Source organism: Streptomyces avidinii (assembly GCF_045161815.1).
GTDB lineage: Bacteria > Actinomycetota > Actinomycetes > Streptomycetales > Streptomycetaceae > Streptomyces > Streptomyces avidinii.
The window spans coordinates 2,933,016-2,957,013 of sequence record NZ_CP108863.1 but is presented as its reverse complement, the minus strand read 5'-3'; the positions used below and the strand labels follow the sequence as shown (position 1 = coordinate 2,957,013).

Annotated in this window: 25 protein-coding genes, 5 tRNA genes and 1 pseudogene; 26 read left to right on the top strand and 5 right to left on the bottom strand. The window is 70.8% G+C overall.

Annotated features, from left to right (window positions below):
* Nucleotides 1–124 precede the first annotated feature (124 nt).
* The 9 genes from OG373_RS12730 to OG373_RS12690 all read left to right on the top strand — a co-directional run bounded on the left by OG373_RS12730 (nt 125) and on the right by OG373_RS12690 (nt 4,109).
* On the top strand, nt 125–313 hold the full coding sequence (locus tag OG373_RS12730) for a hypothetical protein (RefSeq protein WP_397732405.1): 189 nt from the start codon (nt 125–127) through the stop codon (nt 311–313).
* 97 nt (nt 314–410) lie between these two features.
* Nucleotides 411–1,199, top strand: coding sequence for a fumarylacetoacetate hydrolase family protein (locus OG373_RS12725; protein ID WP_030386447.1), 789 nt, complete (start codon nt 411–413; stop codon nt 1,197–1,199).
* On the top strand, nt 1,192–2,667 hold the full coding sequence (gene gltX / locus OG373_RS12720) for a glutamate--tRNA ligase (protein WP_405438240.1): 1,476 nt from the start codon (nt 1,192–1,194) through the stop codon (nt 2,665–2,667). The genes OG373_RS12725 and gltX overlap by 8 nt, the downstream gene beginning before the upstream one ends.
* A 129-nt stretch (nt 2,668–2,796) precedes the next feature.
* Nucleotides 2,797–3,525 (top strand): HAD family hydrolase, encoded by a 729-nt coding sequence (locus tag OG373_RS12715; protein WP_397732401.1) that lies wholly within the window; start codon nt 2,797–2,799, stop codon nt 3,523–3,525.
* A gap of 86 nt (nt 3,526–3,611) precedes the next feature.
* Nucleotides 3,612–3,683, top strand: a tRNA-Gln gene (locus OG373_RS12710).
* Nucleotides 3,684–3,710: 27 nt separating this feature from the next.
* Nucleotides 3,711–3,783 (top strand) — tRNA-Glu (locus OG373_RS12705).
* 61 nt (nt 3,784–3,844) lie between these two features.
* Nucleotides 3,845–3,917, top strand: a tRNA-Glu gene (locus OG373_RS12700).
* 24 nt (nt 3,918–3,941) lie between these two features.
* Nucleotides 3,942–4,013 (top strand) — tRNA-Gln (locus OG373_RS12695).
* A 23-nt stretch (nt 4,014–4,036) separates the two neighbouring features.
* Nucleotides 4,037–4,109 (top strand) — tRNA-Glu (locus OG373_RS12690).
* A gap of 211 nt (nt 4,110–4,320) precedes the next feature.
* Here OG373_RS12690 and ndgR read toward each other — a convergent pair.
* Nucleotides 4,321–5,037, bottom strand: coding sequence for an IclR family transcriptional regulator NdgR (ndgR, locus tag OG373_RS12685; protein ID WP_007266782.1), 717 nt, complete (start codon nt 5,035–5,037; stop codon nt 4,321–4,323).
* 183 nt (nt 5,038–5,220) lie between these two features.
* Here ndgR and leuC point away from each other — a divergent pair, with 183 nt between their 5' ends.
* The 4 genes from leuC to OG373_RS12665 all read left to right on the top strand — a co-directional run bounded on the left by leuC (nt 5,221) and on the right by OG373_RS12665 (nt 8,432).
* Entirely contained in the window at nt 5,221–6,645 is a 1,425-nt protein-coding gene (gene leuC / locus OG373_RS12680; RefSeq protein ID WP_405438238.1) for a 3-isopropylmalate dehydratase large subunit, read from the top strand.
* Nucleotides 6,646–6,648: 3 nt separating this feature from the next.
* Nucleotides 6,649–7,242: a 3-isopropylmalate dehydratase small subunit gene (gene leuD, locus OG373_RS12675; RefSeq protein WP_405438236.1), complete on the top strand. Its 594-nt coding sequence runs from the start codon at nt 6,649–6,651 to the stop codon at nt 7,240–7,242.
* A 137-nt stretch (nt 7,243–7,379) separates the two neighbouring features.
* Nucleotides 7,380–7,607 (top strand): hypothetical protein, encoded by a 228-nt coding sequence (locus tag OG373_RS12670; RefSeq protein ID WP_030009267.1) that lies wholly within the window; start codon nt 7,380–7,382, stop codon nt 7,605–7,607.
* A gap of 144 nt (nt 7,608–7,751) precedes the next feature.
* Nucleotides 7,752–8,432, top strand: coding sequence for an HU family DNA-binding protein (locus tag OG373_RS12665; RefSeq protein WP_397732394.1), 681 nt, complete (start codon nt 7,752–7,754; stop codon nt 8,430–8,432).
* A gap of 313 nt (nt 8,433–8,745) precedes the next feature.
* Here the strand turns inward: OG373_RS12665 and cofC are convergent.
* Nucleotides 8,746–9,396, bottom strand: a pseudogene (cofC, locus tag OG373_RS12660) (2-phospho-L-lactate guanylyltransferase); the annotation flags it as partial.
* A 190-nt stretch (nt 9,397–9,586) separates the two neighbouring features.
* On the opposite strand from cofC, the gene OG373_RS12655 reads away from it, so the two are divergent.
* Genes OG373_RS12655 through OG373_RS12645 form a run of 3 tightly spaced genes read left to right on the top strand, consistent with a single transcriptional unit; the run spans nt 9,587 to nt 12,543 of the window.
* Entirely contained in the window at nt 9,587–10,339 is a 753-nt protein-coding gene (locus OG373_RS12655; protein ID WP_405438234.1) for a lysophospholipid acyltransferase family protein, read from the top strand.
* A complete protein-coding gene (locus OG373_RS12650) occupies nt 10,336–11,346 on the top strand; it encodes an NAD(P)H-dependent glycerol-3-phosphate dehydrogenase (RefSeq protein ID WP_405438232.1) in 1,011 nt (336 codons plus the stop codon). Before OG373_RS12655 ends, OG373_RS12650 begins: the two co-directional genes overlap by 4 nt.
* A 39-nt stretch (nt 11,347–11,385) precedes the next feature.
* On the top strand, nt 11,386–12,543 hold the full coding sequence (locus tag OG373_RS12645) for a D-alanine--D-alanine ligase family protein (protein ID WP_397732388.1): 1,158 nt from the start codon (nt 11,386–11,388) through the stop codon (nt 12,541–12,543).
* Nucleotides 12,544–12,648: 105 nt separating this feature from the next.
* Here OG373_RS12645 and OG373_RS12640 read toward each other — a convergent pair whose 3' ends face one another.
* Both OG373_RS12640 and OG373_RS12635 read right to left on the bottom strand, forming a co-directional pair.
* Nucleotides 12,649–13,140 carry a DUF3515 domain-containing protein gene (locus OG373_RS12640; protein ID WP_405438230.1) on the bottom strand — a complete coding sequence of 164 codons (492 nt, stop codon included), beginning with the start codon at nt 13,138–13,140 and terminating at the stop codon, nt 12,649–12,651.
* A 23-nt stretch (nt 13,141–13,163) separates the two neighbouring features.
* Complete coding sequence (locus OG373_RS12635; RefSeq protein ID WP_030386435.1) at nt 13,164–13,397, bottom strand: Lrp/AsnC family transcriptional regulator; 234 nt, start codon at nt 13,395–13,397, stop codon at nt 13,164–13,166.
* Between the two features lie 245 nt (nt 13,398–13,642).
* Here OG373_RS12635 and OG373_RS12630 point away from each other — a divergent pair, with 245 nt between their 5' ends.
* Together OG373_RS12630 and thiD are read left to right on the top strand one after the other, a co-directional pair.
* Nucleotides 13,643–14,626: a thiamine-phosphate kinase gene (locus OG373_RS12630; RefSeq protein WP_397732386.1), complete on the top strand. Its 984-nt coding sequence runs from the start codon at nt 13,643–13,645 to the stop codon at nt 14,624–14,626.
* A complete protein-coding gene (gene thiD, locus OG373_RS12625; protein ID WP_405438227.1) occupies nt 14,623–15,423 on the top strand; it encodes a bifunctional hydroxymethylpyrimidine kinase/phosphomethylpyrimidine kinase in 801 nt (266 codons plus the stop codon). Before OG373_RS12630 ends, thiD begins: the two co-directional genes overlap by 4 nt.
* 88 nt (nt 15,424–15,511) lie before the next feature.
* Here thiD and rpmB read toward each other — a convergent pair whose 3' ends face one another.
* Entirely contained in the window at nt 15,512–15,697 is a 186-nt protein-coding gene (rpmB, locus tag OG373_RS12620) for a 50S ribosomal protein L28 (RefSeq protein WP_007266795.1), read from the bottom strand.
* A gap of 240 nt (nt 15,698–15,937) precedes the next feature.
* Between rpmB and OG373_RS12615 the strand changes: the two genes are divergently transcribed.
* The 8 genes from OG373_RS12615 to rnc all read left to right on the top strand — a co-directional run bounded on the left by OG373_RS12615 (nt 15,938) and on the right by rnc (nt 23,983).
* Nucleotides 15,938–17,629 carry a DAK2 domain-containing protein gene (locus OG373_RS12615; protein WP_405438225.1) on the top strand — a complete coding sequence of 564 codons (1,692 nt, stop codon included), beginning with the start codon at nt 15,938–15,940 and terminating at the stop codon, nt 17,627–17,629.
* 26 nt (nt 17,630–17,655) lie between these two features.
* Entirely contained in the window at nt 17,656–19,848 is a 2,193-nt protein-coding gene (gene recG, locus OG373_RS12610; protein ID WP_405438223.1) for an ATP-dependent DNA helicase RecG, read from the top strand.
* Between the two features lie 73 nt (nt 19,849–19,921).
* On the top strand, nt 19,922–20,500 hold the full coding sequence (gene rsmD, locus OG373_RS12605; protein WP_405438221.1) for a 16S rRNA (guanine(966)-N(2))-methyltransferase RsmD: 579 nt from the start codon (nt 19,922–19,924) through the stop codon (nt 20,498–20,500).
* A gap of 14 nt (nt 20,501–20,514) precedes the next feature.
* Nucleotides 20,515–20,994, top strand: coding sequence for a pantetheine-phosphate adenylyltransferase (gene coaD, locus OG373_RS12600; RefSeq protein ID WP_397732617.1), 480 nt, complete (start codon nt 20,515–20,517; stop codon nt 20,992–20,994).
* A gap of 103 nt (nt 20,995–21,097) precedes the next feature.
* Nucleotides 21,098–22,159 (top strand): DivIVA domain-containing protein, encoded by a 1,062-nt coding sequence (locus OG373_RS12595; RefSeq protein WP_405438219.1) that lies wholly within the window; start codon nt 21,098–21,100, stop codon nt 22,157–22,159.
* Between the two features lie 69 nt (nt 22,160–22,228).
* Nucleotides 22,229–22,939, top strand: a complete 711-nt coding sequence (locus OG373_RS12590; protein WP_398665285.1) for a YceD family protein — start codon at nt 22,229–22,231, stop codon at nt 22,937–22,939.
* Between the two features lie 2 nt (nt 22,940–22,941).
* Nucleotides 22,942–23,115 carry a 50S ribosomal protein L32 gene (gene rpmF, locus OG373_RS12585; protein ID WP_003965982.1) on the top strand — a complete coding sequence of 58 codons (174 nt, stop codon included), beginning with the start codon at nt 22,942–22,944 and terminating at the stop codon, nt 23,113–23,115.
* 19 nt (nt 23,116–23,134) lie between these two features.
* The gene (gene rnc / locus OG373_RS12580) at nt 23,135–23,983 is read left to right on the top strand and encodes a ribonuclease III (protein ID WP_397732374.1); all 849 of its coding nucleotides are present in this window, start codon (nt 23,135–23,137) and stop codon (nt 23,981–23,983) included.
* Nucleotides 23,984–23,998: the final 15 nt, after the last annotated feature.

Below are 23,998 nucleotides of genomic sequence, written 5' to 3'. Positions count from 1 at the left end.
GGCCATTACTTCCTGGTTCGCCGGGGGATTCAGATGTTTAGCCTTGCCACTTAAAGGGTTGGCGCCAGGGTTGGTGCGGGCGACAGCCGACACTCACAGATCGAACCGAGGACCCCGAATTCCGATGAAGACGACGACGATGTTCCGCAACATAGCCAACCCCCGCCGCACCACCCTCGCGCACCTCAAGGACGCCGAGGACCTGCAGGCGGCCCCGGCCATCCCGGAGCACGCCGTCGAGCTGCCGACGCAGACCGCGAACCCGCGCCGCACCGTTCTCATGAACGTGCCGGTCGCCGCCGCCGCGGAGTAGCCACCCCGCAAAGGAACGTGAACCGCCCCTGCCCGCCGCGTTAGCCTGGGGTCCGCAGACTCCAGCCAGCGGAAATACAGAGGGGCAGACGCAACAGGTGCGCATCGCCAGGTTCTCGATCGACGGCAACGTCGCGTTCGGCGCGGTCGAGGGCGACGGCGCCCCCGGCGACGACTCCACGCTCGTGCTCGACATCATCAAGGGCATCCCCTTCGCGGACTTCGAGCTCTCCGGCACGAAGGTCCCGCTGAGCAAGGTCCGGCTGCTGCCGCCCGTGCTCCCGAACAAGGTCGTGGCCATCGGCCGCAACTACGCGGAGCACGCGGCGGAGCTGGGCAACGAGGTCCCGGACGCCCCGATCACCTTCTTCAAGCCGTCCACCTCGGTGGTCGGCCCGGGCGATCCGATCACCTACCCGTCCTTCTCCCAGGACGTCCACCACGAGGCGGAGCTCGCCGTGGTCATCGGCCGCATGTGCCGGGAGGTCCCCAGGGAGCGCGTCAAGGACGTCATCCTCGGCTACACCTGCGCCAACGACGTCACCGCCCGCGACGTCCAGCAGCGGGAGAAGCAGTGGGCCCGGGCCAAGGGCTTCGACAGTGCCTGCCCCCTCGGCCCCTGGATCGAGACCGACCTGGACCCGAGCGACCTGACCATCCAGTGCACGGTCAACGGCGAACAGCGCCAGCTCGGCCGCACCAGTGACATGGTCCGCTCCATCGAGGACCTGATCGTCCACATCACCGAGGCCATGACGCTGCTCCCCGGCGACGTCATCCTCACGGGGACCCCGGCCGGAGTCGGCCCCCTCAACGTCGGCGACGAGGTCGCCGTCACCATCGAAGGCATCGGCACTCTCACCAACAAGGTGATCAAGCGTGGTTAACGGACCTGTCCGCGTACGTTTCTGTCCCTCCCCGACCGGCAACCCCCACGTGGGCCTGGTCCGGACCGCACTCTTCAACTGGGCGTTCGCCCGCCACCACGGCGGTACGTTCGTCTTCCGCATCGAGGACACCGACGCGGCCCGTGACTCCGAGGAGTCCTACGACCAGCTGCTCGCCTCGCTGCGCTGGCTCGGCTTCACCTGGGACGAGGGCCCCGAGGTCGGCGGCCCGCACGCCCCGTACCGCCAGTCCGAGCGCATGGACATCTACGCGGACGTCGCGAAGAAGCTGCTCGACGGCGGGTACGCGTACCACTGCTACTGCACCACCGAGGAGCTCGACGCCCGCCGCGCGGCCGCCCGCGCCGCCGGCAAGCCCTCCGGCTACGACGGCCACTGCCGCGAGCTCACCCCCGTGCAGGTCGCGGCGTACAAGGGCGAGCACCGCCCGGCGATCGTCCGCTTCCGGATGCCCGACGCGCCGATCACCTTCACCGACCTGGTCCGCGGCGAGCTGACCTTCACCCCGGAGAACGTGCCGGACTTCGGCATCGTCCGGGCCAACGGCGCCCCGCTCTACACGCTGGTCAACCCGGTCGACGACGCGCTGATGGAGATCACGCACGTCCTGCGCGGCGAGGACCTGCTCTCCTCGACCCCCCGCCAGATCGCCCTCTACGCGGCGCTGATCGAGCTGGGCGTCGCCAAGAGCACCCCCGCCTTCGGCCACCTGCCGTACGTGATGGGCGAGGGCAACAAGAAGCTCTCCAAGCGCGACCCCGAGGCCTCGCTCAACCTGTACCGCGAGCGCGGCTTCCTCCCCGAGGGCCTGCTGAACTACCTCTCGCTCCTCGGCTGGTCCTTCTCCAAGGACCAGGACGTCTTCTCGATCGAGGAGATGGTCCAGAAGTTCGACATCGACGGCGTGAACGCCAACCCGGCCCGCTTCGACCTGAAGAAGGCCGAGTCGATCAACGGCGACCACATCCGCCTGCTGGACCCGAAGGCCTTCGCGGACGCCTGCGCCCCGTGGCTGCAGGCCCCCCACGCCAACTGGGCCCCCGAGAACTTCGACGCCGAGGCCTGGGAGCGGATCGCTCCGTACGCCCAGACCCGGGTCACCGTCCTGTCGGACATCACGGCCAACGTCGACTTCCTGTTCCTGAAGGAGCCGGTGGAGGACCAGGCCTCGTGGGACAAGGCGATGAAGGGCGAGCCGGCCGCGCTGCTCACCACGGCGCGCGCCAACCTGGAGTCGGCCGACTGGTCGGACCCCGAGTCCCTCAAGCAGGCCGTGCTGACCGCCGGTGAGGCCCACGGCCTCAAGCTCGGCAAGGCCCAGGCCCCGGTCCGCGTGGCCGTCACCGGCCGCACCGTCGGCCTGCCGCTCTTCGAGTCCCTGGAGATCCTGGGCAAGGAGCGCTCGCTGGCCCGTATCGACGCGGCGCTGGCCAGGCTCGCCGCGTAGCTCTCGACGTGCGTCCCGCAGGGGGCGGTGGCCGGAAACCCCCGGCCACCGCCCCCTGCGGCGTTGCGGGCGGCACCGGATTTCCCGACCGGCCCCCGCCGGACGATCTTCCGGCGTAGCCTCTGCGGTATGCCGATCCGCGCCGTGCTGTGGGACATCGACGACACCCTCTTCGACTACACGGGGGCCGACGCCGCCGGGCTCGCGGCGCAGCTGGCGGCCGTCCGGCTCGCGGAGCGGTACGGGACCCCCGCGCAGGCGCTCGCGCTGTGGCGGGAGATCACCGACCGGCACTGGGCGCGCTTCGCGGCGGGCGAAGGGACCTTCCAGGGGCAGCGGCAGGAGCGGGTGCGGGAGTTCCTGGAGCAGCCCGCGATGACCGCGGACGAGGCCGACGCCTGGTTCGACCAGTACGTGGAGCACTACAAGGCGGCCTGGACCCTCTTCCCCGACGTGGTGCCCGCCCTCGACGCCCTCGCGGCCGGCTACCGGCACGGGGTGCTCTCCAACTCCTCCACCGCCAACCAGGACCCCAAGCTGCGCCGTCTCGGGCTCCGCGACCGCTTCGAGGTGCTGGTCTGCGCCGTCGAACTCGGGGTCAGCAAGCCCGAGGCGGAGGCCTTCCTGGCCGCGTGCGCCGAGCTCGGGCTGCCGCCCGGTGAGGTGGCGTACGTGGGCGACCAGCCGGAGATCGACGCCCGGGGCGCCCGTGACGCGGGACTGCTGGCCATCTGGCTGGACCGTACCGGCGGCCGCGGGCCCGGGCCGGACGGCGTGCACCGCATCGAGGACCTTGACCGGCTTCCGGAGCTGCTGGCAGGGGATACCCGTTTTGGAGCACGGTCAGGCATCCGGTAATGTTCTTTCTGCGCCGCCGGAGCGGGCCGAAAGGCCGGACGGAGGCGCCACCCAAAGAAAAGCCCCCGCAAGGGGTTGACTTTTGGTGGGGTATAGTGTAATTGGCAACACGAGGGTTTCTGGTTCCCTTATTCTAGGTTCGAGTCCTGGTACCCCAGCGCAGTGCAGCAGTAACGCAGTGCTTTGCCCCCGTTGTGTAGCGGCCTAGCACGCCGCCCTCTCAAGGCGGTAGCGCCGGTTCGAATCCGGTCGGGGGTACAGATCCTTCCCGCGAGATCTCCTGGGTCGCACCCGGACGTCTCGAAGCAGGATCGCTAGGGCCCCCGTTGTGTAGCGGCCTAGCACGCCGCCCTCTCAAGGCGGTAGCGCCGGTTCGAATCCGGTCGGGGGTACTGTTGGTCTGGTATAGACCACTTTGGGCTATAGTGTAATTGGCAACACGAGGGTTTCTGGTTCCCTTATTCTAGGTTCGAGTCCTGGTAGCCCAGCGCAGTAACAGCAGCACCAGCTAGCCCCCGTTGTGTAGCGGCCTAGCACGCCGCCCTCTCAAGGCGGTAGCGCCGGTTCGAATCCGGTCGGGGGTACGCATCGAAGAGGCCCTCCGCGTTCATCGCGGAGGGCCTCTTTCGTGTTCCGTGCTCCGTGTGCCGCTGCGCGCGCACCGCTGTGCATATGAGGGCCGTACGCATATGCGTACGGGCCCGGAGGCGCGTGTACAGGACGTGTGCGGCGTCGTACGCGCCCCCGGACCCGGGGGATCGGCGGGGGAAGGCCCTTGACGGGCCCGGAGGATGCTCAGCCGGAGCGGCGCAGCGCCTCCGTGAGACGGGCGGCCGCGTCGATGACGGCCTGGGCGTGCATGCGCCCCGGGTGGCGGGTCAGGCGCTCGATCGGCCCGGAGACCGATACGGAGGCCACCACGCGGTTCGACGGCCCGCGCACCGGCGCCGACACGGAGGCCACACCGGGCTCCCGCTCGCCGATCGACTGCGCCCAGCCGCGGCGCCGTACGCCCGAGAGCGCCGTCGCCGTGAAGCGCGCGCCCTGAAGGCCGCGGTGGAGCCGCTCGGGCTCCTCCCACGCCATCAGGATCTGCGCGGCCGAACCGGCCTTCATCGGGAGCGTCGAGCCCACCGGGACGGTGTCCCGAAGGCCCGACAGCCGCTCCGCGGCCGCCACGCAGATGCGCATGTCTCCCTGACGGCGGTAGAGCTGCGCGCTCTCTCCCGTCACGTCACGGAGGTGGGTGAGTACCGGTCCCGCCGTGGCCAGCAGACGGTCCTCGCCGGCCGCGGCGGCGAGCTCCGCCAGCCGCGGTCCGAGGATGAACCGGCCCTGCATGTCCCTCGCCACCATCCGGTGGTGTTCCAGTGCCACGGCAAGGCGATGTGCCGTGGGTCGTGCGAGCCCTGTCGCCGCGACCAGCCCGGCGAGGGTGGCCGGACCGGACTCCAGTGCGCTCAGTACCAGAGCTGCCTTGTCGAGAACGCCGACGCCGCTAGAGTTGTCCATGAAACGATATTCGCGTCTCACACTGTGAAACGCAAGTTCAATTTTTCCAAGAACCAGCGAGTCTGTATGTGCGGGTCCACGAACCACTGGGTCCGAGCCGTCGTCCGGGACGTGGGGTACGGACGCACGGCGCACAAGATCTCTATGAAGCGCCGGCACAACCGGCCGGCCGGAGGGAAAGCGATGGGTAGGACACTCGCGGAGAAGGTCTGGGACGACCATGTCGTCCGGCGCGCCGAGGGCGAGCCCGACCTCCTCTTCATCGATCTGCACCTGCTGCACGAGGTGACCAGCCCGCAGGCCTTCGAAGGACTGCGTCAGGCCGGCCGCAAGGTCCGACGCCTCGACCTCACCATCGCGACCGAGGACCACAACACCCCCACCATCGACATCGACAAGCCGATCGCCGACCCCGTCTCCCGGGCCCAGCTGGAGACGCTGCGGGCGAACTGCGCCGAGTTCGGCGTCCGCCTGCACTCGCTGGGCGACGTCGAGCAGGGCGTGGTCCACGTCGTGGGACCGCAGCTCGGTCTGACCCAGCCCGGCACCACGGTGGTCTGCGGCGACTCGCACACCTCCACGCACGGCGCCTTCGGCGCGCTGGCCTTCGGCATCGGCACCAGCCAGGTCGAGCACGTGCTGGCCACCCAGACGCTGCCCCTGGCCCGCCCGAAGACCATGGCGATCACCGTCACCGGCGCGCTGGCCGACGGTGTCACCGCGAAGGACCTGATCCTGGCGATCATCGCCAAGATCGGCACCGGCGGCGGCCAGGGCTACATCCTGGAGTACCGCGGCGAGGCCATCGAGAAGCTGTCGATGGAAGCCCGCATGACCATCTGCAACATGTCCATCGAGGCCGGCGCCCGGGCGGGCATGATCGCCCCCGACCGGACCACCTTCGACTACCTGCAGGGCCGCGACCACGCCCCGACGGGCGAGGACTGGGACGCGGCGGTCGCGTACTGGCAGACCCTGCGCACCGACGACGACGCGGTCTTCGACGCGGAGGTCGTCGTCGACGGCGCCGCGCTGTCCCCGTTCGTCACCTGGGGCACCAACCCGGGCCAGGGCGCGCCCCTGTCGGCCAACGTCCCCGACCCTGCTTCGTACGAGGACGCTTCGGAGCGCCACGCCGCCGAAAAGGCCCTGGAGTACATGGGGTTGACCGCCGGGCAGCCGCTGCGCGACATCAAGGTCGACACCGTCTTCGTAGGTTCCTGCACCAACGGCCGCATCGAGGACCTGCGCGCCGTCGCCGGGATCGTCGAGGGCCGCAAAGTCGCCGACGGCGTACGGATGCTGGTCGTCCCGGGCTCCGTCCGGGTCGCCCTGCAGGCGGTGGAGGAGGGCCTGGACAAGGTCTTCAAGGAAGCCGGCGCCGAGTGGCGGCACGCGGGCTGTTCGATGTGCCTCGGCATGAACCCCGACCAACTGGCGCCCGGTGAGCGCTCCGCGTCCACCTCCAACCGCAACTTCGAGGGCCGGCAGGGCAAGGGCGGGCGCACCCACCTGGTCTCCCCGCAGGTGGCCGCCGCCACCGCGGTGCTGGGCCATCTGGCCTCGCCCGCCGACCTGTCCGACGCCAACGCGACCGCCGGAGTCTGAACCATGGAAGCCTTCACCACCCACACCGGCCGAGCCGTCCCGCTGCGCCGCAGCAACGTCGACACCGACCAGATCATCCCGGCCCACTGGCTGAAGAAGATCACCCGCGACGGGTTCGAGGACGGACTCTTCGAGGCCTGGCGCAAGGACCCGGAGTTCGTCACGAACCGCCCGGAGCGCGCCGGCGCGACCGTCCTGGTCGCCGGCCCCGACTTCGGTACGGGTTCCTCGCGCGAGCACGCCGTCTGGGCCCTGCAGAACTTCGGCTTCAAGACGGTCATCTCCTCCCGCTTCGCCGACATCTTCCGTGGGAACTCGCTGAAGAACGGCCTGCTGACCGTGGTCCTCCCGCAGGAGACCGTCGAGCAGCTGTGGAAGCTGACCGAGGCCGACCCGACCGCCGAGATCACGGTCGACCTGGTCGACCGCCAGGTGCGAGCAGAGGGTGTCGTGGCCGAGTTCGAACTCGACGACAACGCCCGCTGGCGTCTGCTGGAGGGTCTGGACGACATCTCGCTCACCCTTCAGAACGAAGCGGACATCGCCACATACGAAAGCGGCCGCCCCACCTACAAGCCGCGCACGATTCAGGCCTGATTCCTGCCTGATCAGCGCTTATTCACCCTTGGGTGATCACATGGACAACACTGTGCCCCCCGCCCTCCGGCGGGGGGCACAGCCGTTTGTTGAGGCCCCGTGAGGCGACAACTCGCCCCAGATGGCACAATCTGTGCATGGAACGCGACAGTCAACTCGAGCTCTACGAACTCGTCGCGGACCGGCTGAAAGAAGCACACACACGGGTGCGCTCACTGCAAGTCCCGGAGGGCGTAAGGATGGCGCTGTCCCGGAAGCTGTTGGTCGTCACAGCCGCGGCGAAGCACGATCTCGCCGATGCGGCAAGGCGCCTGGACAGGTTGATGAAGGACCTCGACGAGGGTCGATTCCCTGAAGGCGACTGATGCGAAGGAACTCCGTAACGGACTACAGCGTTGCGGCACTAGGGTGATTAGCCCGTTTCGTGTTTGATTTGCGGTATATATCCGCCTAACGTGCGAAATAAGCTTGAACACATTCGTTCTGGCGAAGTCTCCGAAGGGGAAGACGTGAACAAGGCGCAGCTCGTAGAAGCGATTGCCGACAAGCTGGGCGGCCGCCAGCAGGCCGCGGATGCTGTCGACGCGGTACTGGACGCGATCGTCCGCGCTACCGTCGCGGGCGACCGGGTCTCGGTCACGGGCTTCGGCTCGTTCGAGAAGGTCGACCGTCCGGCCCGTTACGCCCGCAACCCGCAGACGGGGGAGCGCGTCCGGGTCAAGAAGACCTCTGTCCCCCGTTTCCGTGCCGGCCAGGGCTTCAAGGACCTGGTCAGCGGCACCAAGAAGCTGCCCAAGGGCGGCGAGGTGTCCGTGAAGAAGGCGCCCAAGGGCAGCCTCACCGGTGGTGCCTCCGCGACGGTCAAGAAGGCCGTTGCGAAGAAGGCCACCACGGCCAAGAAGGCCGCGGCGAAGACCGCGGTCGCGAAGAAGGTCGTGGCCAAGAAGACCACCGCCACCGCCAAGAAGGCGGCGGTGAAGAGCACCGCCACGGCGAAGAAGGCCACGGCCGCCGCCAAGAAGGCCACCCCCGCGGCGAAGAAGACCACGGCCACCGCGAAGAAGACCACCGCCGCGGCGAAGAAGACCGCGCCGGCGGCCAAGAAGGTCACCGCAGCGACGAAGGCGCCCGCCAAGAAGACGGCGACGCGCAAGGCCACCGCGAAGAAGACCACCGCCCGCAAGAAGTAGGGGCACGCGTCACACAGGCCGGGCCGGCTTTCCCCGTGTGGGGGAGCCGGCCCGCGGTGCGTTCGGGGCGCCGGCAGGACCCGTACGGGGCCCCGGCGGCCGTGTGTCAGAAGGTCTGCAGCGTCACCAGGGTGATGCGCAGGCTCGCGCCCGCGCCGTCCGTCTCGATCCGGACCCGCTGCCCGGGCCGCAGCAACCGCAGGCCGCCCGCGTCGAAGGCCGGAGCCTCGAAGGGCACCGGAGTGCCGTCGTCCAGCAGCACACTGCCGCTGCGGGTCTCGGAGTCGTACGTGTACGCGGTCGCCTGCATACGGGCACTGTATCGGGCGGTGTGGCGCCCCACGCCGAGGGTGAGCGCCGTCCGCAGATCCGCCGCCGTGTCCACGTCCCGGCGCACGCTCTCGACGTCCGCCAGAGCGATTTCCACCGCTCCCGAGGCCGAATGCCTGGCCCGTGACGGCCCGCCGAAGGACGGGGCCAATTCCACGTCCGGCGCGGCGGAAAGCAGGGTCGTCCCGATTCCGGCCGCATCCGCCAGAAATGCCCGTGGAAATACCGAGGCGTTATCGAGCACGCGTTGCAATTCCGGGGACCGCAGCGCGGGCAGATCGGCGTTCAGCGCGGCCACCGCCACCCCGGGCCGCCGCGAGCGCGCCACCCGCGCACCGTGGGCCAGGGCCGCGTTGAGCCCGGCCGCAGGGGCGTCCGGAACGATCCGCGCCCCGAGCCGCGCCAGTTCCGCACCCGCCTCGGCGTCGTCCGTGACGACCACCACATCCTCGACCGCGGCGCAGGCCAGAGCGCCCGCGACGGTGTCCTGCGCGAAGGCCAGGGCGAGGCCCGGACGGGAGGAGCCCACGGCCCGCGCGAGACGGCTCTTCGCCACCGCCAGAGGCTTCAGCGGGACCACCAGACTCCAGACGGCGTTCGTGACGGACCCCTTCCCTCCGGTGCGCTCCGGCACGTCCTGCGGCCATGGTCGGGTCATGGCCGGGTCATGTGTCGGCCCATTGTCGCCTCCACCCGGGCAACCAGGGAGTCCGGTGGCGTGAGCGGGGCGTACGGTGTTCTCGACAGAGACCGGGCGTGGGGTGACACTTGTCCGGCCCACGAGGTGCCCAAGCCGCGCACCGGTCCTAGAGGAAGGTGTCCGAGTGTCCCGCCGCAGAATCGGCTTCTGGTACCGCCTGGCGGCGGTCATCGCGAAACCGCCGCTGGTAGTGCTCTTCAAGCGGGACTGGCGGGGAATGGAGCACATTCCGGCCGAGGGCGGTTTTATCACCGTCGTCAATCACAACTCGTATCTGGACCCGCTCTCGTACGCGCACTTCCAGTACAACACCGGCCGCGTGCCCCGATTGCTCGCCAAGGCCGCCCTCTTCAAGGTCCCTATTGTCGGGTCGATCCTGCACGGATCCGGGCAGATCCCCGTCTACCGGGAGTCCACCAACGCCCTGGACGCATTCCGGGCCGCCGTGGACGCCATCGAGCGCGGCGAATGCGTGGCCTTTTACCCCGAGGGCACCCTCACCCGCGACCCCGACATGTGGCCCATGGCCGGCAAGACCGGCGCCGCCCGCGTGGCGCTGATCACGAGGGCGCCCGTCATTCCGGTGGCCCAGTGGGGCGCGAACCTCGCGATGCCGCCCTACGCCAAGGAGAACAAGGTCCGGCTCTTCCCGCGCAAGACCCTCCAGGTGCTTGCCGGACCGCCCGTGGACCTCTCCGCCTTCTACGACCGGGAGGCCACTCCGGAGGTCCTGAGGGAGGCCACCGAGGTCATCATGGCGGCCATCACCGCGCTGCTGGAGGAGGTGCGCGGCGAGACCGCGCCCGAGCAGCTGTACGACCATCGCAACGCCAGGGCGGAACAGCGGCGCAAGGCCGCAGGGGAGGGCAACAAGTGACACGTCCCGTGAAGGCGACCGTCTTCGGAACAGGCTCCTGGGGCACGGCCTTCGCCATCGTCCTCGCCGACGCCGGCTGCGAGGTGACGCTGTGGGGCCGCCGCCAGGAGGTGGTCGACGCCATCAACACCGGCCGGACCAACCCGGACTACTTCCCCGGCGTCGAACTCCCCTCGAACCTCCGGGCGACCACCGACCCGGCCGAGGCCGCGGCCGGCGCCGACTTCACCGTCCTCGCCGTCCCCTCGCAGACCCTGCGCGACAACCTCGCCGCGTGGGCACCCCTGCTGGCCCCCGAGACCGTGCTCGTGTCCCTGATGAAGGGCATCGAACTCGGCACGGCCAAGCGGATGAGCGAGGTCATCGAAGAGGTGGCCAAGGTCCCGGCCGAGCGCATCGCCGTGGTCACCGGCCCCAACCTGGCCGCCGAGATCGCCGCCCGCCAGCCCGCCGCCTCCGTCGTGGCCTGCGTGGACGAGGGCGTGGCCCAGCGCCTCCAGGCCGCCTGCCACACCCCGTACTTCCGCCCGTACACGAGCACCGACGTCACCGGCTGCGAGCTCGGCGGCGCCGTCAAGAACGTCATCGGCCTCGCCGTCGGCATCGCGGACGGCATGGGCCTGGGCGACAACACCAAGGGCTCGCTCATCACCCGCGGACTCGCCGAAGCCACCCGCCTCGGCATCGCGATGGGCGCCGACCCGCTCACCTTCTCCGGCCTCGCGGGCCTCGGCGACCTGGTCGCCACCTGCTCCTCGCCGCTCTCCCGGAACCACACCTTCGGCACCAACCTCGGCCGCGGGATGACCCTGGAGGAGACCATCGCGGTCACCAAGCAGACCGCCGAGGGCGTCAAGTCCTGCCAGTCGGTGGCGGATCTGGCCCGCCGGCACGGGGTGGACATGCCCATCACCGACACGGTGGTGGACATCGTCCACCACGGCAAGCCGACCCTGGTCGCTCTCAAGGACCTTATGGGCCGCAGCGCCAAACCGGAACGTCGCTAGCTCCTTTCCGGACGCTCGAGCGGGTACTCTCGTGGCGATATGAGCAGCGAGAACCTCCCCCAGACCCCTGAGCAGCAGGGCCGCAAGCCCCGCGTGGCCGTCGTGTTCGGCGGCCGCAGCTCGGAACACGCCATCTCGGTCGTCACGGCGGGCGCCGTGCTGCGCTCCATCGACCGCTCCAAGTACGAGGTGCTGCCCATCGGCATCACCACGGACGGCCGATGGGCGCTGACCGCCGACGAGCCCGAGCGGATGGCCATCGCCGACCGCAAGCTCCCCAGCGTCGAGGAGCTCGCCGACTCCGAGGACGGCGCCGTCGTGCTCTCGGTCGACCCGGCCAGCCGCCAGGTCGTCTACACCGAACCGGGCGCCGTCCCCAAGGCCCTGGGCGAGGTCGACGTCGTCTTCCCCGTCCTGCACGGCCCGTACGGCGAGGACGGCACCCTCCAGGGCCTCCTGGAGCTCTCCGGCATCCCGTACGTCGGCTCCGGCGTCCTCGCCTCGGCCGTCGGCCAGGACAAGGACTACATGAAGAGGGTGTTCACGTCCTTCGGGCTGCGCGTCGGCCCGTACGTGACCATCCGCCCCCGCGAGTGGGAGGCCGACCGGGACGCCGCCCGCGGCCGGATCCTGGACTTCGCCGGCGAACACGGCTGGCCGCTGTTCGTCAAGCCCGCCCGGGCCGGCTCCTCCATCGGCATCACCAAGGTCGACGACGCCTCCGGCCTGGACGCCGCGGTGAAGGAGGCCCGGCGCCACGACCCGAAGATCATCGTGGAGGCGCTGCTGCGCGGCCGCGAGATCGAGTGCGGTGTCCTGGAGTTCGAGGACGGGCCGCGCGCGAGCGTCCCGGCCGAGATCCCGCCGGTCTCCAGCCACGACTTCTACGACTTCGAGGCGAAGTACATCGACTCCGCCTCCGGGATCGTGCCCGCCCCGCTGACCCCGGAGCAGACCGCCGAGGTGCAGCGGCTCGCGATCGAGGCCTTCGAGGCGGCGTCCTGCGAGGGCCTGGTGCGCGCCGATTTCTTCCTCACCGAGGACGGCAGCTTCGTCATCAACGAGATCAACACGATGCCGGGCTTCACGCCGATCTCCATGTACCCGCTGATGTGGCAGAAGACGGGCATCGAGTACCCGGAACTGGTGGACCGCCTGATCCAGGCGGCCCTGCGCCGCTCCACCGGCCTGCGCTGACTCGTCCGACAAGCCGACCGCCCGCCGCCCGCCCTGAAGGCGTGGACGGCGGGCGGCGGTGTGCTCGGTACCCGGTGCGCGGTGTTCGGCCGTGCTCAGTGGTGCTCAGTAGGAGGCGATGCCCTCCGGGACGGTCGAGGCGATCGCCTCGGACAGTCCGACGAGCATCCCGGCATCCGTGGCATGCTCCTTGTCGACCTGTACCTCGGTGTACGCCAGCCGCAGCCCGGTGGTGAACCGGTACCCCCCGCCGGAAGCCTTGTCGCGCTCCTCCAGCAGCCAGGCCACTCCGTTCACATGGACTCCGTCCTGTTTCGGATCGGCCATCTCGGGGGGCTTGGGGATACCGCACCGCAGTACGATCGCCGAGCCGCCCCACGCGGCGGTCAGATCGGACTCCGGTTCGGTCCTGGTCCGCGCCAGGCCGGCCACCGACTCCGGGAGCTCCTTGTGCAGTGCGGCACAGAGCCCCGCGACGGCGGCGGGCGGCGTGGGCGGAGGGCCGACCCGGGCGACGGAGCCGCCCGGGGAACAAGCCGCGAGGGCCAGGACGGCCGACGCGGCGAGGACACGGAGGGGCCGGCGGTGGAGGGACATCACCGGCCAAGAGTAGACGGGGGCTACAGATGGACCACCGGGCAGGTCAAGGTGCGGGTGATCCCCTCCACCTGCTGGACCTTGGCGACGACCATGCGGCCGAGCTCGTCCACGGTGTCGGCCTGGGCGCGCACGATCACGTCGTACGGGCCTGTCACGTCCTCGGCCTGGATCACCCCCGGGATCTGGCCGATGGACTCGGCGACCAACGACGCCTTGCCCACTTCGGTCTGGATAAGGATGTACGCCTGTACCACGGAACCTCCAGGGCGGCCACGAGGATCATTTCCCCTAACCTTCGGGTGGGCCCCACACGATTGAACGGGCCGGGGGAAGAAGGGACGCCACGGTACCGCGTCGCCGCGCGCCACGGGGAGACCCGCGGGCCCGGCGCCACGCACAGCGGGGCGTGCGGAGAGCACAAGTTGACGTATCTGTTGACGGTACCCAGAGCTGAGACGGCTCGCGACCGCAAGCGGACTGGGCAAGAAGGGGCACAGCGATGAAGGGCACTGTCGGCGAGCTGGGGGAGTTCGGGCTGATCAGGGAGCTCACCTCACGGCTCACCACCACCCCGGCGGTCCGGCTCGGACCGGGCGACGACGCCGCGGTGGTGTCCGCCCCCGATCGGCGGGTCGTGGCGAGCACCGACATCCTGCTGGAGGGCCGGCACTTCCGGCGCGACTGGTCCACGGCCTACGACGTCGGCCGCAAGGCAGCCGCGCAGAACCTCGCCGACATCGCCGCCATGGGCGCGGTGCCGACCGCGCTGCTCCTCGGCCTCGTCGTCCCCGCGGAACTCCCGGTCACCTGGCCCACCGAGCTGATGGACGGGATCCGCGACGAGTGCCAGGTCGCCGGTGCGGCCGTGGTCGGCGGGGACGTCGTCCGCGGGGACGTCATCACCGTCGCCATCACCGCCCTCGGCGACCTGCGCAACCACGAGCCGGTCCTGCGCTCCGGCGCCCAGCCCGGCGACGTCGTCGCCGTCACCGGCTGGCTGGGCTGGTCCGCGGCCGGATTCGCCGTGCTCTCGCGCGGCTTCCGCTCCCCGCGGGCCTTCGTCGAGGCGCACCGGCGCCCCGAACCGCCGTACCACGCGGGCCCCGCGGCCGCCGGACTCGGCGCCACCGCCATGACCGACGTCAGCGACGGGCTGATCGCCGACCTCGGGCACATCGCCGAGGCCAGCAAGGTGCGGATCGACCTGCGCTCCGCGGCCGTCGACATCCCGACCCAGATGCACGACATCGGGCAGGCCGTCGGCGTGGACCCGCTGCAGTGGGTGCTCACCGGGGGAGAGGACCACGCGATCGTGGCGACCTTCCCGCCCGACGTGAAGCTCCCCGCCCGCTGGAAGGTCATCGGCGAGGTCCTCAACCGCTCCGCGCTGCCCCAGGTGACCGTGGACGGGGCGCCCTGGACCAGCACCGGCGGCTGGGACCACTTCGGGGCCGACCCGGCCGCCCAGGACGGCACGCTGTGAGCACCGCCCCGCCGCTGTGCCTGACCGTCGCCGGATCCGACTCCGGCGGCGGCGCGGGCATTCAGGCCGACCTCAAGACGATGCTGGCGCTCGGGGTGCACGGCATGAGCGTGGTGACCGCCGTGACGGCACAGAACTCGCTCGGCGTACGGGGAGCCTGGGAGCTGCCCGCCGAGGCCGTCACGGCCCAGTACCGGGCCGTCGTGGACGACATCGGCGTCCGGGCCGTGAAGACCGGGATGCTCTCCTCCGCCACCCTGGTGGAGACGGTGGCCGCGCTGCTCGCCGACACCCCGGCCCCCGCCGTCGTGGACCCCGTCGGGGTCTCCAAGCACGGGGACGCGCTACTCGCCGACTCGGCGCTGGACGCCGTACGCAAGGAGCTGCTGCCGCGGGCCACCGTGGCCACCCCGAACCTGGACGAGGTGGCCCGGCTCACGGGTGTGGTGGTGGAGACCGAGGACGACATGCGGCGGGCCGCCGACGCGATCCTGGGCCACGGGCCGCGGTGGGCGCTGATCAAGGGCGGACACCTCGCCGCCCACGGCCACGAGGCCGTCGACCTGCTCACCGACGGGACCGAGGAGCGGTGGCTGCGCGCTCCCCGGCATGACAACCGGCACACCCACGGCACCGGCTGCACCCTCGCCAGCGCGATCGCGGCGGGCCTGGCCAAGGGCCTGACCGTCCCGGAGGCCGTCACGGCCGCGAAGGAGTACGTCACGGGCGCCATCGCCGCCGGCTTCGCGCTCGGCGGGGGCATCGGCCCGGTGGATCACGCCTGGCAGTGGCGCTGAGCCCCGCCGGACAAGGCAAAAGGCCGGTTCACCAGAGGTGAACCGGCCTTTTTGGCAACCGGAAAGGGCTGCGCTACGACGGGAGGCGTCAGCGCGAGACCTTGCCGGCCTTGATGCACGAGGTGCAGGCGTTGAGGCGCTTCGGCGTCCCATTGACCACGGCACGGACGCGCTGGATGTTCGGGTTCCAGCGACGCGAGGTGCGGCGGTGCGAGTGGGAGATGTTGTTGCCGAAGCTCGGCCCCTTGGCGCAAACGTCGCAGTTGGCAGCCACAGGTCACTCCAAGACTTCAGATGCAATTACAGTGAAACCGGCGCACCGGATTCAGAGGTCTGAAGTGGTTTGCCGGGGGAATGGCCCGACTCTCATCGGGCAACCGGAGCAGCATACAACGACTGCGTCCGTCCAAGAAAACTACCATGGCCGCCGCTGCCCCCGCCCCGCGGTCCGGACGCCCGGGCGGTCCTTCGTTACCCTGCGGTGAACCCTGGCCCGCACAAGGAGGAACGCCCGGTGCCGCACGAGCCGCAGCCGCAGCACCCTGACGAGCTCGACGCCGAAGCGGTGCGCACCTGGAGCTCGCTGGCCCTGGCCGCACTGGGCCGGGCCCGCGAGGACATCGACGCGATCAACGTCTACCCGGTCGCCGACGCGGACACCGGAACCAACCTCTACCTCACCGCCGAATCGGCCGACCGCGGCCTGGCCGAGGCCTTCCCCGGGGTGACCGACGGCACAGGGTCCGCCTCCCTGTCCGAGGCCGTACGGGCCTGGGCGCACGGGGCGCTGGTGGGGGCCCGCGGGAACTCCGGGACGATCCTCGCGCAGCTGCTGCGCGGGGTGGCCGACGTACTCGGCGAGCAGTCCGGGCAGTCCGGGCAGTCCGGGCAGTCCGACCCGGCGGAGCACGGCGGGCGGGGGACCGGCACGTTGCTGGCACGCGCCCTGACCCGGGCCGCGGAGGAGGCGTACGCGGCCGTCGCGCACCCGGTGGAAGGCACCATGCTCACCGTCGCGGGCGCCGCCGCCCGGGCCGGCGAGGCGGCCGGAGCCGCCGCCGGGACCGCGGTCGACGTGGCCCGCGCCGCCTACGACGGGGCCCGCGCCGCCCTCGCCGAGACCCCCGGGCAGCTCCCCGCGCTGGGCCGGGCCGGGGTGGTCGACGCCGGGGGCTGCGGGCTCGTCGTCGTCTTCGGGGCCCTGTGGCAGGCGCTGTCGGGCCAGGAACCGGCCGCCGAACCGGTGCGCGGCCGGGCGGTACCCGTCCCGCAGCCGCCGGAGCCCTGCGCGCAGGAGGACGGGCCCGCGTACGAGGTGATCTACCTGCTGGAGGCCTCCGAGGCGGCCGTCGGTGAACTGCGCGAACGCCTCGACGGACTCGGCGACTCACTGGTCGTGGTCGGCGGCGACGGACTGTGGAACGTCCACGTCCACGTCGACGACCCGGGCGCGGCCGTGGAGGCCGGAGTCGTGGCCGGACGGCCCTACCGGATACGGATCACGCACTTCGGGGACGAGCGCCGCCGGGCGCGGGGCGAGCGCGCCCAGCGGGCCGTGGTCGCCGTCGTCCCCGGCGAGGGACTGGCCGGGCTGTGCGGGGAGGCCGGAGCGACCACCGTGCTCGTACGCCCCGGCGAACTCCCGGCCGCCGCCGAACTCCTCGACGCCGTCCGCCGCGCGCACGCCCGCGAGGTGGTGCTCCTGCCGGGCGGCGCCGAGCTGCGCGCCGCCGCGGCCGCGGCGGCCGAACAGGCCCGCGCCGAGGGCGTACGGGTGGCCGTGATCCCCACCCGCTCCGCGGTCCAGGGCCTGGCCGCCCTCGCCGTGCACGACCCCGAGGGCAGCTTCGACGAGGACGTGGTCGCCATGACGGCGGCGGCCGGCGCCACCCGGTACGGGGAACTGGCCGTCGCCGAACGGCAGTCCTTCACCTCGGCCGGCATCTGCCAGGCCGGCGACGTGCTCGGCCTCATCGACGGGGACGTCGCGGTCATCGGCTCGGACCTGACCGAGACCGCCGAGGCCGTCCTGGACCGGATGCTGGGCTCCGGCGGCGAACTCGTCACCCTGGTCCTGGGACCCGACGTACCGGACGCCGTCGCCGAGCGCCTGGAGGCGTACGTCCAGCACGGCCACCTCGCCGTGGACACCGTCACCTACCGGGGCGGCCGGTACTCGGCTCCGCTCCTCATCGGGGTGGAATAGCGGGCTTGTCAGCGCCATGGTGTGCAATGGAACACGTGCCCGCGCTCGACGAAGACCTCAAGAAGACGCTCGGTCCCGCCACCGCCAAGGTGCTGGCCGAGCAGCTCGGCCTGCACACGGCCCTGGACCTGCTCCACCACTACCCCCGGCGGTACGCCGAGCGCGGTGAGCTGACCTCGCTGGCCGAGCTCGCCGACCAGATCGACGAGCACGTGACCGTCGTCGCGCAGGTCGCCGACGCCCGGATCCTGACCTTCAACGGGGGTCGCGGCAAGCGCCTGGAGGTGACCATCACCGACGGCAGCGGCCGCCTCCAACTGGTCTTCTTCGGCGCCGGGGTCCACAAGCCGCACAAGGACCTGCTCCCCGGCAGCCGTGCGATGTTCGCGGGCAAGGTCTCCAGGTTCAACCACAAGCTCCAGCTCGCGCACCCGGCCTACGAGCCGCTCGGCGCGGACGCCTCCGACCGGGACGCCGCGGCCGCCTTCGCCGGTCAGCTCATCCCGATCTACCCGGCCTGCGCGAAGCTGGAGTCCTGGAAGATCGCCAAGTGCGTGGACGCGGTGCTGCCCAGCGCCCGGGAGGCGGTGGACCCGCTGCCGCCCGCCCTGCGCGAGGGCCGCGGTCTGGTCCCGCTCACCGAGGCCCTGCTGAAGATCCACCGGCCGGGCACCAAGGCCGACATCGACGACGCCCGCCAGCGCCTCAAGTGGGACGAGGCCTTCGTCCTCCAGGTCGCCCTGGCCCGCCGCCGGCACGCCGACTCCCAGCTCCCGGCCGTCCCCCGCCGCCCGGCCCCCGGCGGCCTGCTCGACGCCTTCGACGCGAAACTGCCCTTCACCCTCACCCAGGGCCAGCAGACCGTCTCGAAGGAGATCTTCGACGACCTGGCCACCGACCACCCCATGCACCGCCTCCTCCAGGGCGAGGTCGGAAGCGGGAAGACGATGGTGGCCCTGCGCGCGATGCTCGCCGTCGTGGACAGCGGCGGGCAGGCGGCCATGCTCGCGCCCACCGAGGTGCTCGCCCAGCAGCACCACCGCTCCATCACCGAAATGATGGGCGAGCTCGCCGAGGGGGGCATGCTCGGCGGCTCCGACCAGGGCACCAAAGTGGTGCTGCTCACCGGCTCCATGGGTGTGCCCGCCCGCCGCCGGGCCCTGCTCGACCTGGTCACCGGCGAGGCCGGCATCGTGATCGGCACACACGCGCTGATCGAGGACAAGGTGCAGTTCCACGACCTCGGCCTGGTCGTCGTGGACGAGCAGCACCGCTTCGGGGTGGAGCAGCGCGACGCGCTGCGCTCCAAGGGGAAGCAGCCCCCGCACCTGCTGGTGATGACGGCGACGCCGATCCCGCGCACGGTCGCCATGACCGTCTTCGGCGACCTGGAGACCTCCGTCCTGGACCAGCTGCCGGCCGGGCGCTCCCCGATCGCCACGCACGTGGTGCCCTCGAAGGACAAGCCGCACTTCCTCGCCCGGGCCTGGGAGCGGGTCCGCGAGGAGGTCGACAAGGGGCACCAGGCGTATGTGGTCTGCCCCCGCATCGGCGACGGGGAGGACGACCCCAAGAAGAAGGCCGCCGAGGACGACGGCGAGCGGCGGCCGCCGCTCGCCGTCGTGGAGATCGCCGAGCAGCTCACCCGCGGACCGCTGGCCGGGATCGGCGTCGAGGTGCTGCACGGCCGGATGGACCCCGCCGACAAGGACTACGTGATGCGCCGGTTCGCCGCCGGCGAGGTCAAGGTGCTGGTCGCCACGACCGTCATCGAGGTCGGGGTGAACGTCCCCAACTCCACGGTCATGGTGATCATGGACGCGGACCGGTTCGGCGTCTCCCAGCTCCACCAGCTGCGCGGACGGGTCGGCCGCGGCTCCGCGCCGGGTCTGTGCCTGCTGGTCAGCGAGATGCACGAGGCGAGCCCCGCCCGGGCCCGGCTGGCCGCCGTGGCCGCCACCCTCGACGGCTTCGAACTCTCCCGGATCGACCTGGAGCAGCGCCGCGAGGGCGACGTACTGGGCCAGGCCCAGTCCGGAGTCCGCTCCTCGCTGCGCATGCTCGCCGTCATCGAGGACGAGGAGGTCATCGCCGAGGCGCGGGAGGAGGCCACCCGCGTCGTCGCCGAGGACCCCGCGCTGGAGCGGCTGCCGGGCCTGCGGACCGCGCTGGAGGCCCTGCTCGACACCGAGCGCGAGCAGTACCTGGAGAAGGGCTGAGCGGCACGACCTATCGTTGGAGTGCCGCGGCGACGCCGGGGCACCCCCCTACCGCCGTACCGAAGGACCCCAGATGACCCGCGTGATCGCCGGCAGCGCCGGCGGGCGACGGCTGGCCGTGCCCCCCGGCACCGGCACCCGGCCGACCTCGGACCGGATGCGCGAAGGCCTCTTCTCCACCTGGGAGTCGCTGCACGGCGTCGAAGGGGCCCGGGTGCTCGACCTGTACGGCGGCTCCGGCGCCGTCGGCCTGGAATCGCTCTCCCGCGGTGCGGCCCACACCCTGCTCGTCGAGGCCGATGCCAAGGCCGTCAAGGCGATCCGGGACAACATCAGGACGCTGGGCCTGCCCGGCGCGGAGTTCCGCGCGGGCAAGGCGGAGCAGATCGTGGCCGCCAGGGCCGCCGGGGACCCGTACGACATCGTCTTCCTGGACCCGCCGTACGCCGTGGACAGCGCCGACCTGCGGGAGATCCTCCTCACACTCCGGTCCAATGGCTGGATCACCGGCGATGCGCTCGTCACCGTGGAGCGCAGCACCAGGAGCGGCGCCTTCCCGTGGCCCGAGGGCTTCGAGCCGCTCCGGTCGCGCAAGTACGGCGAGGGCACCCTGTGGTACGGCCGCGCCGCCTTCACCAGCGAAGACTCATGAACGAGGGAGTTCAGTTGCGCCGCGCCGTCTGTCCGGGGTCCTTCGATCCCATCCACAACGGGCACCTCGACATCATCGGACGGGCCTCCAGGCTGTACGACGTCGTGCACGTCGCAGTGATGATCAACAAGTCGAAGCAGAGCCTGTTCACCGTCGAGGAGCGGATCGAGCTGATCCGCGAGGCGACCGCCGACTACGGCAACATCCAGGTCGAGTCCTTCCACGGCCTGCTCGTCGACTTCTGCAAGCAGCGGGACATCCCGGCCATCGTCAAGGGCCTGCGCGCGGTCAGCGACTTCGACTACGAGCTCCAGATGGCCCAGATGAACATGGGGCTGTCGGGCGTCGAGACGCTGTTCGTCCCGACCATCCCCACCTACAGCTTCCTGTCCTCCTCGCTGGTCAAGGAGGTCGCGACCTGGGGCGGCGACGTCGCCCACCTGCTGCCCGCGCACGTCCACGCGGCGCTCCTGGAGCGGCTGCGCAACCGCTGACCATCTGACGGGTCGTCAGGCAGTGTCGGGGGCCCGCCCGGTGGCCTTACAGTCGTCCCGTCCGTCTCAGGAACCGCCCGAGGCCGAGAGAGTGCGAGCCCCCATGGACGTGCAGAAGAAGCTCGACGAGATCGTCGCGGCCGTCGGCGGCGCCCGGTCCATGCCCATGTCGGCCTCCTGCGTGATCAACCGCGCCGAGCTGCTGGCCCAGCTCGAAGAGGTGCGGAGCGCGCTGCCCGGCTCGCTCGCGCAGGCTCAGGAGCTCATCGGCGGCCGGGAGCAGATGGTCGAGGACGCCCGCCGCGAGGCGGAGCGGATCATCGACGCGGCCCACAACCAGCGCGGTTCGCTGATCTCCGACACCGAGATCGCGCGGCGCTCCCAGGCCGAGGCGGACCGGATCCTGGACGAGGCCCGCCGGGAGGCCGAGGAGATCCGGGCCGAGGCCGACGACTACGTCGACAGCAAGCTCGCGAACTTCGAGGTCGTGCTGACCAAGACCATCGGTTCGGTGGACCGGGGCCGGGAGAAGCTCCTGGGCCGGGGTCCGGGCCTGGACGAGCACGGCTACCCGGACATGGACGCGCCCGAGCGCAGCCACGACCCGGAAACGCAGCGGCAGCAGGCGGACGCGTACGTCGACACCAAGCTGGCCACCTTCGAGGCGGTGCTCTCCAAGACCCTGGAGGCCGTGGGCCGCGGCCGCCAGAAGCTCCTGGGCCGGGTCCCGTCGGACGACCTGGGCGTGCACATGGCGGCCCAGGACGCGGTGGGCGGACAGGCCTCCCGCTCGGCGAGCGACTCGGACTTCCTGGCGGGCCTGGCGGAGCCGGAGCCGCTGCACGCGCAGGGTCCGATCCCGGCGCAGCAGGAGCCGGTGTACGACACGTACTCCTACCAGCAGCAGCCCGCCCAGCAGCAGGACGCGTACTCCTACCAGGACCCCTACGGCGGCTATCAGCAGCAGCCGGACCCGTACTCCGCGGGCGGCACCAACGGAGCGGGTTACGCCACGCACTACGACGCGCAGCAGCCCGACCCGTACGCGGCCTACCCGTCGCAGGACCAGCAGCAGGCCGGGCAGCCCTCGCTCGACGAGACCAGCCTCTTCGACACGAGCATGATCAACCTGGACCAGCTGCGTCAGTACGAACAGGGGCGCTAGTACCGGATTGGGCGCTGGGCGCCGCGCCGGGTATCCTGGCTGTTCGGTCGCGCGTATGCACCGCGATCCATGCTGCCCTGGGGCGGCGGAATTTTTGATCTTCAGCGATCTGTGAAAGCAGGAACGGCCCTGAATACCCGCCTCGACCACCACAACCCCCTCGTGTTCGACACGCACGAGCTGGGCCGGCGTCCTGGTGCCATGCAGCGGCTGTCCCGTGAGATCGCGGCACCGGCGGACTTCGGTCTCGTCGGCGTCATCGGAGTGCCGGAAGGCGCCCCGGTGAAGCTCAGCCTCCGCCTCGAGTCGGTCATGGAGGGGGTGCTTGTCACAGGCACCGCCCGTGCGCAGGCCGTAGGGGAGTGCGTAAGGTGTCTGGAGTCCGTGGAGCGCGAGCTCAAGGCGGACTTCCAGGAGATGTTCTCGTACCCTGACGCCGACGACCGGAGCCGCTCCAAGGCGGAACCGGCCGACGACGCCGAGGACGACGAGGACACGCTCTTCCTCGAGGACGGTTTGTTCGACCTCGAACCCGTGCTGCGGGATGTGGTGGTGCTCGCACTGCCCATGCAGCCGGTGTGCCGGGAGGACTGTCTCGGACTGTGCCCCGATTGCGGGCTCAGCCTGAACGACGACCCGGACCACCACCATGACGCCGTCGACATCCGTTGGGCGGCATTGCAGGGACTCGTCGTGACCGATCAGGACGACGAGAAGGACAACATGAGCGGCACTGCCTCTGACGGAGTTCAGGGCGCCGCCGAGAAGCAGGAGAAGTAGCCGTGGCTGTTCCGAAGCGGAAGATGTCGCGCAGCAACACGCGCCACCGCCGGTCGCAGTGGAAGGCTGCGGTCCCCACCCTGGTTTCGTGTGAGCGTTGCCAGGAGCCGAAGCTCCAGCACATTGCGTGCCCGAGCTGCGGCACCTACAACAAGCGCCAGGTCCTCGAGGTCTGAGCGGCTGGTGAGAGGCGCAATGTCTGAGCTGTCCAACGCTGAGAAGCAGGCAGACAGTAACAACGCGGCCTCGTCCCACACGCTTCTGGAAGGGCGGCTCGGGTATCGACTCGAGTCCGCCCTTCTGGTGCGTGCGCTGACCCACCGCTCGTACGCGTACGAGAACGGCGGTCTGCCCACCAACGAACGGCTGGAGTTCCTCGGGGACTCCGTGCTGGGCCTGGTGGTCACGGACACGCTGTACACGACCCACCCGGATCTCCCCGAAGGCCAGCTGGCCAAGCTTCGGGCCGCGGTGGTCAACTCGCGTGCACTGGCGGAGGTCGGGCGCGGCCTCGAACTCGGCTCCTTCATCCGGCTCGGCCGGGGCGAAGAGGGCACGGGTGGCCGGGACAAGGCCTCCATCCTCGCCGACACCCTTGAAGCGGTGATCGGCGCGGTTTACCTCGATCAGGGCCTCGACGCGGCCTCGGAGCTGGTTCACCGGCTCTTCGACCCGCTCATCGAGAAGTCCTCGAACCTCGGGGCCGGCCTGGACTGGAAGACCAGTCTCCAGGAACTCACGGCGGCCGAAGGCCTTGGCGTGCCCGAGTACCTGGTCTCCGAGACAGGTCCGGACCACGAGAAGACCTTCACTGCTGCCGCCCGCGTCGGTGGTGTCTCGTACGGCACCGGCACCGGCCGCAGCAAGAAAGAAGCGGAACAGCAGGCCGCGGAGTCCGCATGGCGTGGGATCCGCGCCGCCGCGGACGAGCGGACCGCTGCGGCGGCAGCCGTCGCAGCAGCCGCTCCGGCCGAGGTCCCGGCTCCGGCCGAGACCGGGGACGGCGGGGTGCCGACGCCCGCCGATCCGGCGCCGGACGCCTGACGCTTCCTTCGGGAC

Excerpts from the sequence above, each read along its gene's own strand:
- OG373_RS12670 (WP_030009267.1), top strand. The coding sequence starts at position 7,380 with ATGGAACGCGACAGTCAACTCGAGCTCTACGAACTCGTCGCGGACCGG.
- OG373_RS12645 (WP_397732388.1), top strand. The coding sequence starts at position 11,386 with ATGAGCAGCGAGAACCTCCCCCAGACCCCTGAGCAGCAGGGCCGCAAG.
- leuD (WP_405438236.1), top strand. The coding sequence starts at position 6,649 with ATGGAAGCCTTCACCACCCACACCGGCCGAGCCGTCCCGCTGCGCCGC.
- leuC (WP_405438238.1), top strand. The coding sequence starts at position 5,221 with ATGGGTAGGACACTCGCGGAGAAGGTCTGGGACGACCATGTCGTCCGG.
- OG373_RS12590 (WP_398665285.1), top strand. The coding sequence starts at position 22,229 with ATGCTGCCCTGGGGCGGCGGAATTTTTGATCTTCAGCGATCTGTGAAA.
- OG373_RS12630 (WP_397732386.1), top strand. The coding sequence starts at position 13,643 with ATGAAGGGCACTGTCGGCGAGCTGGGGGAGTTCGGGCTGATCAGGGAG.
- OG373_RS12730 (WP_397732405.1), top strand. The coding sequence starts at position 125 with ATGAAGACGACGACGATGTTCCGCAACATAGCCAACCCCCGCCGCACC.
- OG373_RS12715 (WP_397732401.1), top strand. The coding sequence starts at position 2,797 with ATGCCGATCCGCGCCGTGCTGTGGGACATCGACGACACCCTCTTCGAC.
- OG373_RS12595 (WP_405438219.1), top strand. The coding sequence starts at position 21,098 with ATGGACGTGCAGAAGAAGCTCGACGAGATCGTCGCGGCCGTCGGCGGC.
- rsmD (WP_405438221.1), top strand. The coding sequence starts at position 19,922 with ATGACCCGCGTGATCGCCGGCAGCGCCGGCGGGCGACGGCTGGCCGTG.
- recG (WP_405438223.1), top strand. The coding sequence starts at position 17,656 with ATGGAACACGTGCCCGCGCTCGACGAAGACCTCAAGAAGACGCTCGGT.
- ndgR (WP_007266782.1), bottom strand. The coding sequence starts at position 5,037 with ATGGACAACTCTAGCGGCGTCGGCGTTCTCGACAAGGCAGCTCTGGTA.
- rnc (WP_397732374.1), top strand. The coding sequence starts at position 23,135 with ATGTCTGAGCTGTCCAACGCTGAGAAGCAGGCAGACAGTAACAACGCG.
- OG373_RS12640 (WP_405438230.1), bottom strand. The coding sequence starts at position 13,140 with ATGTCCCTCCACCGCCGGCCCCTCCGTGTCCTCGCCGCGTCGGCCGTC.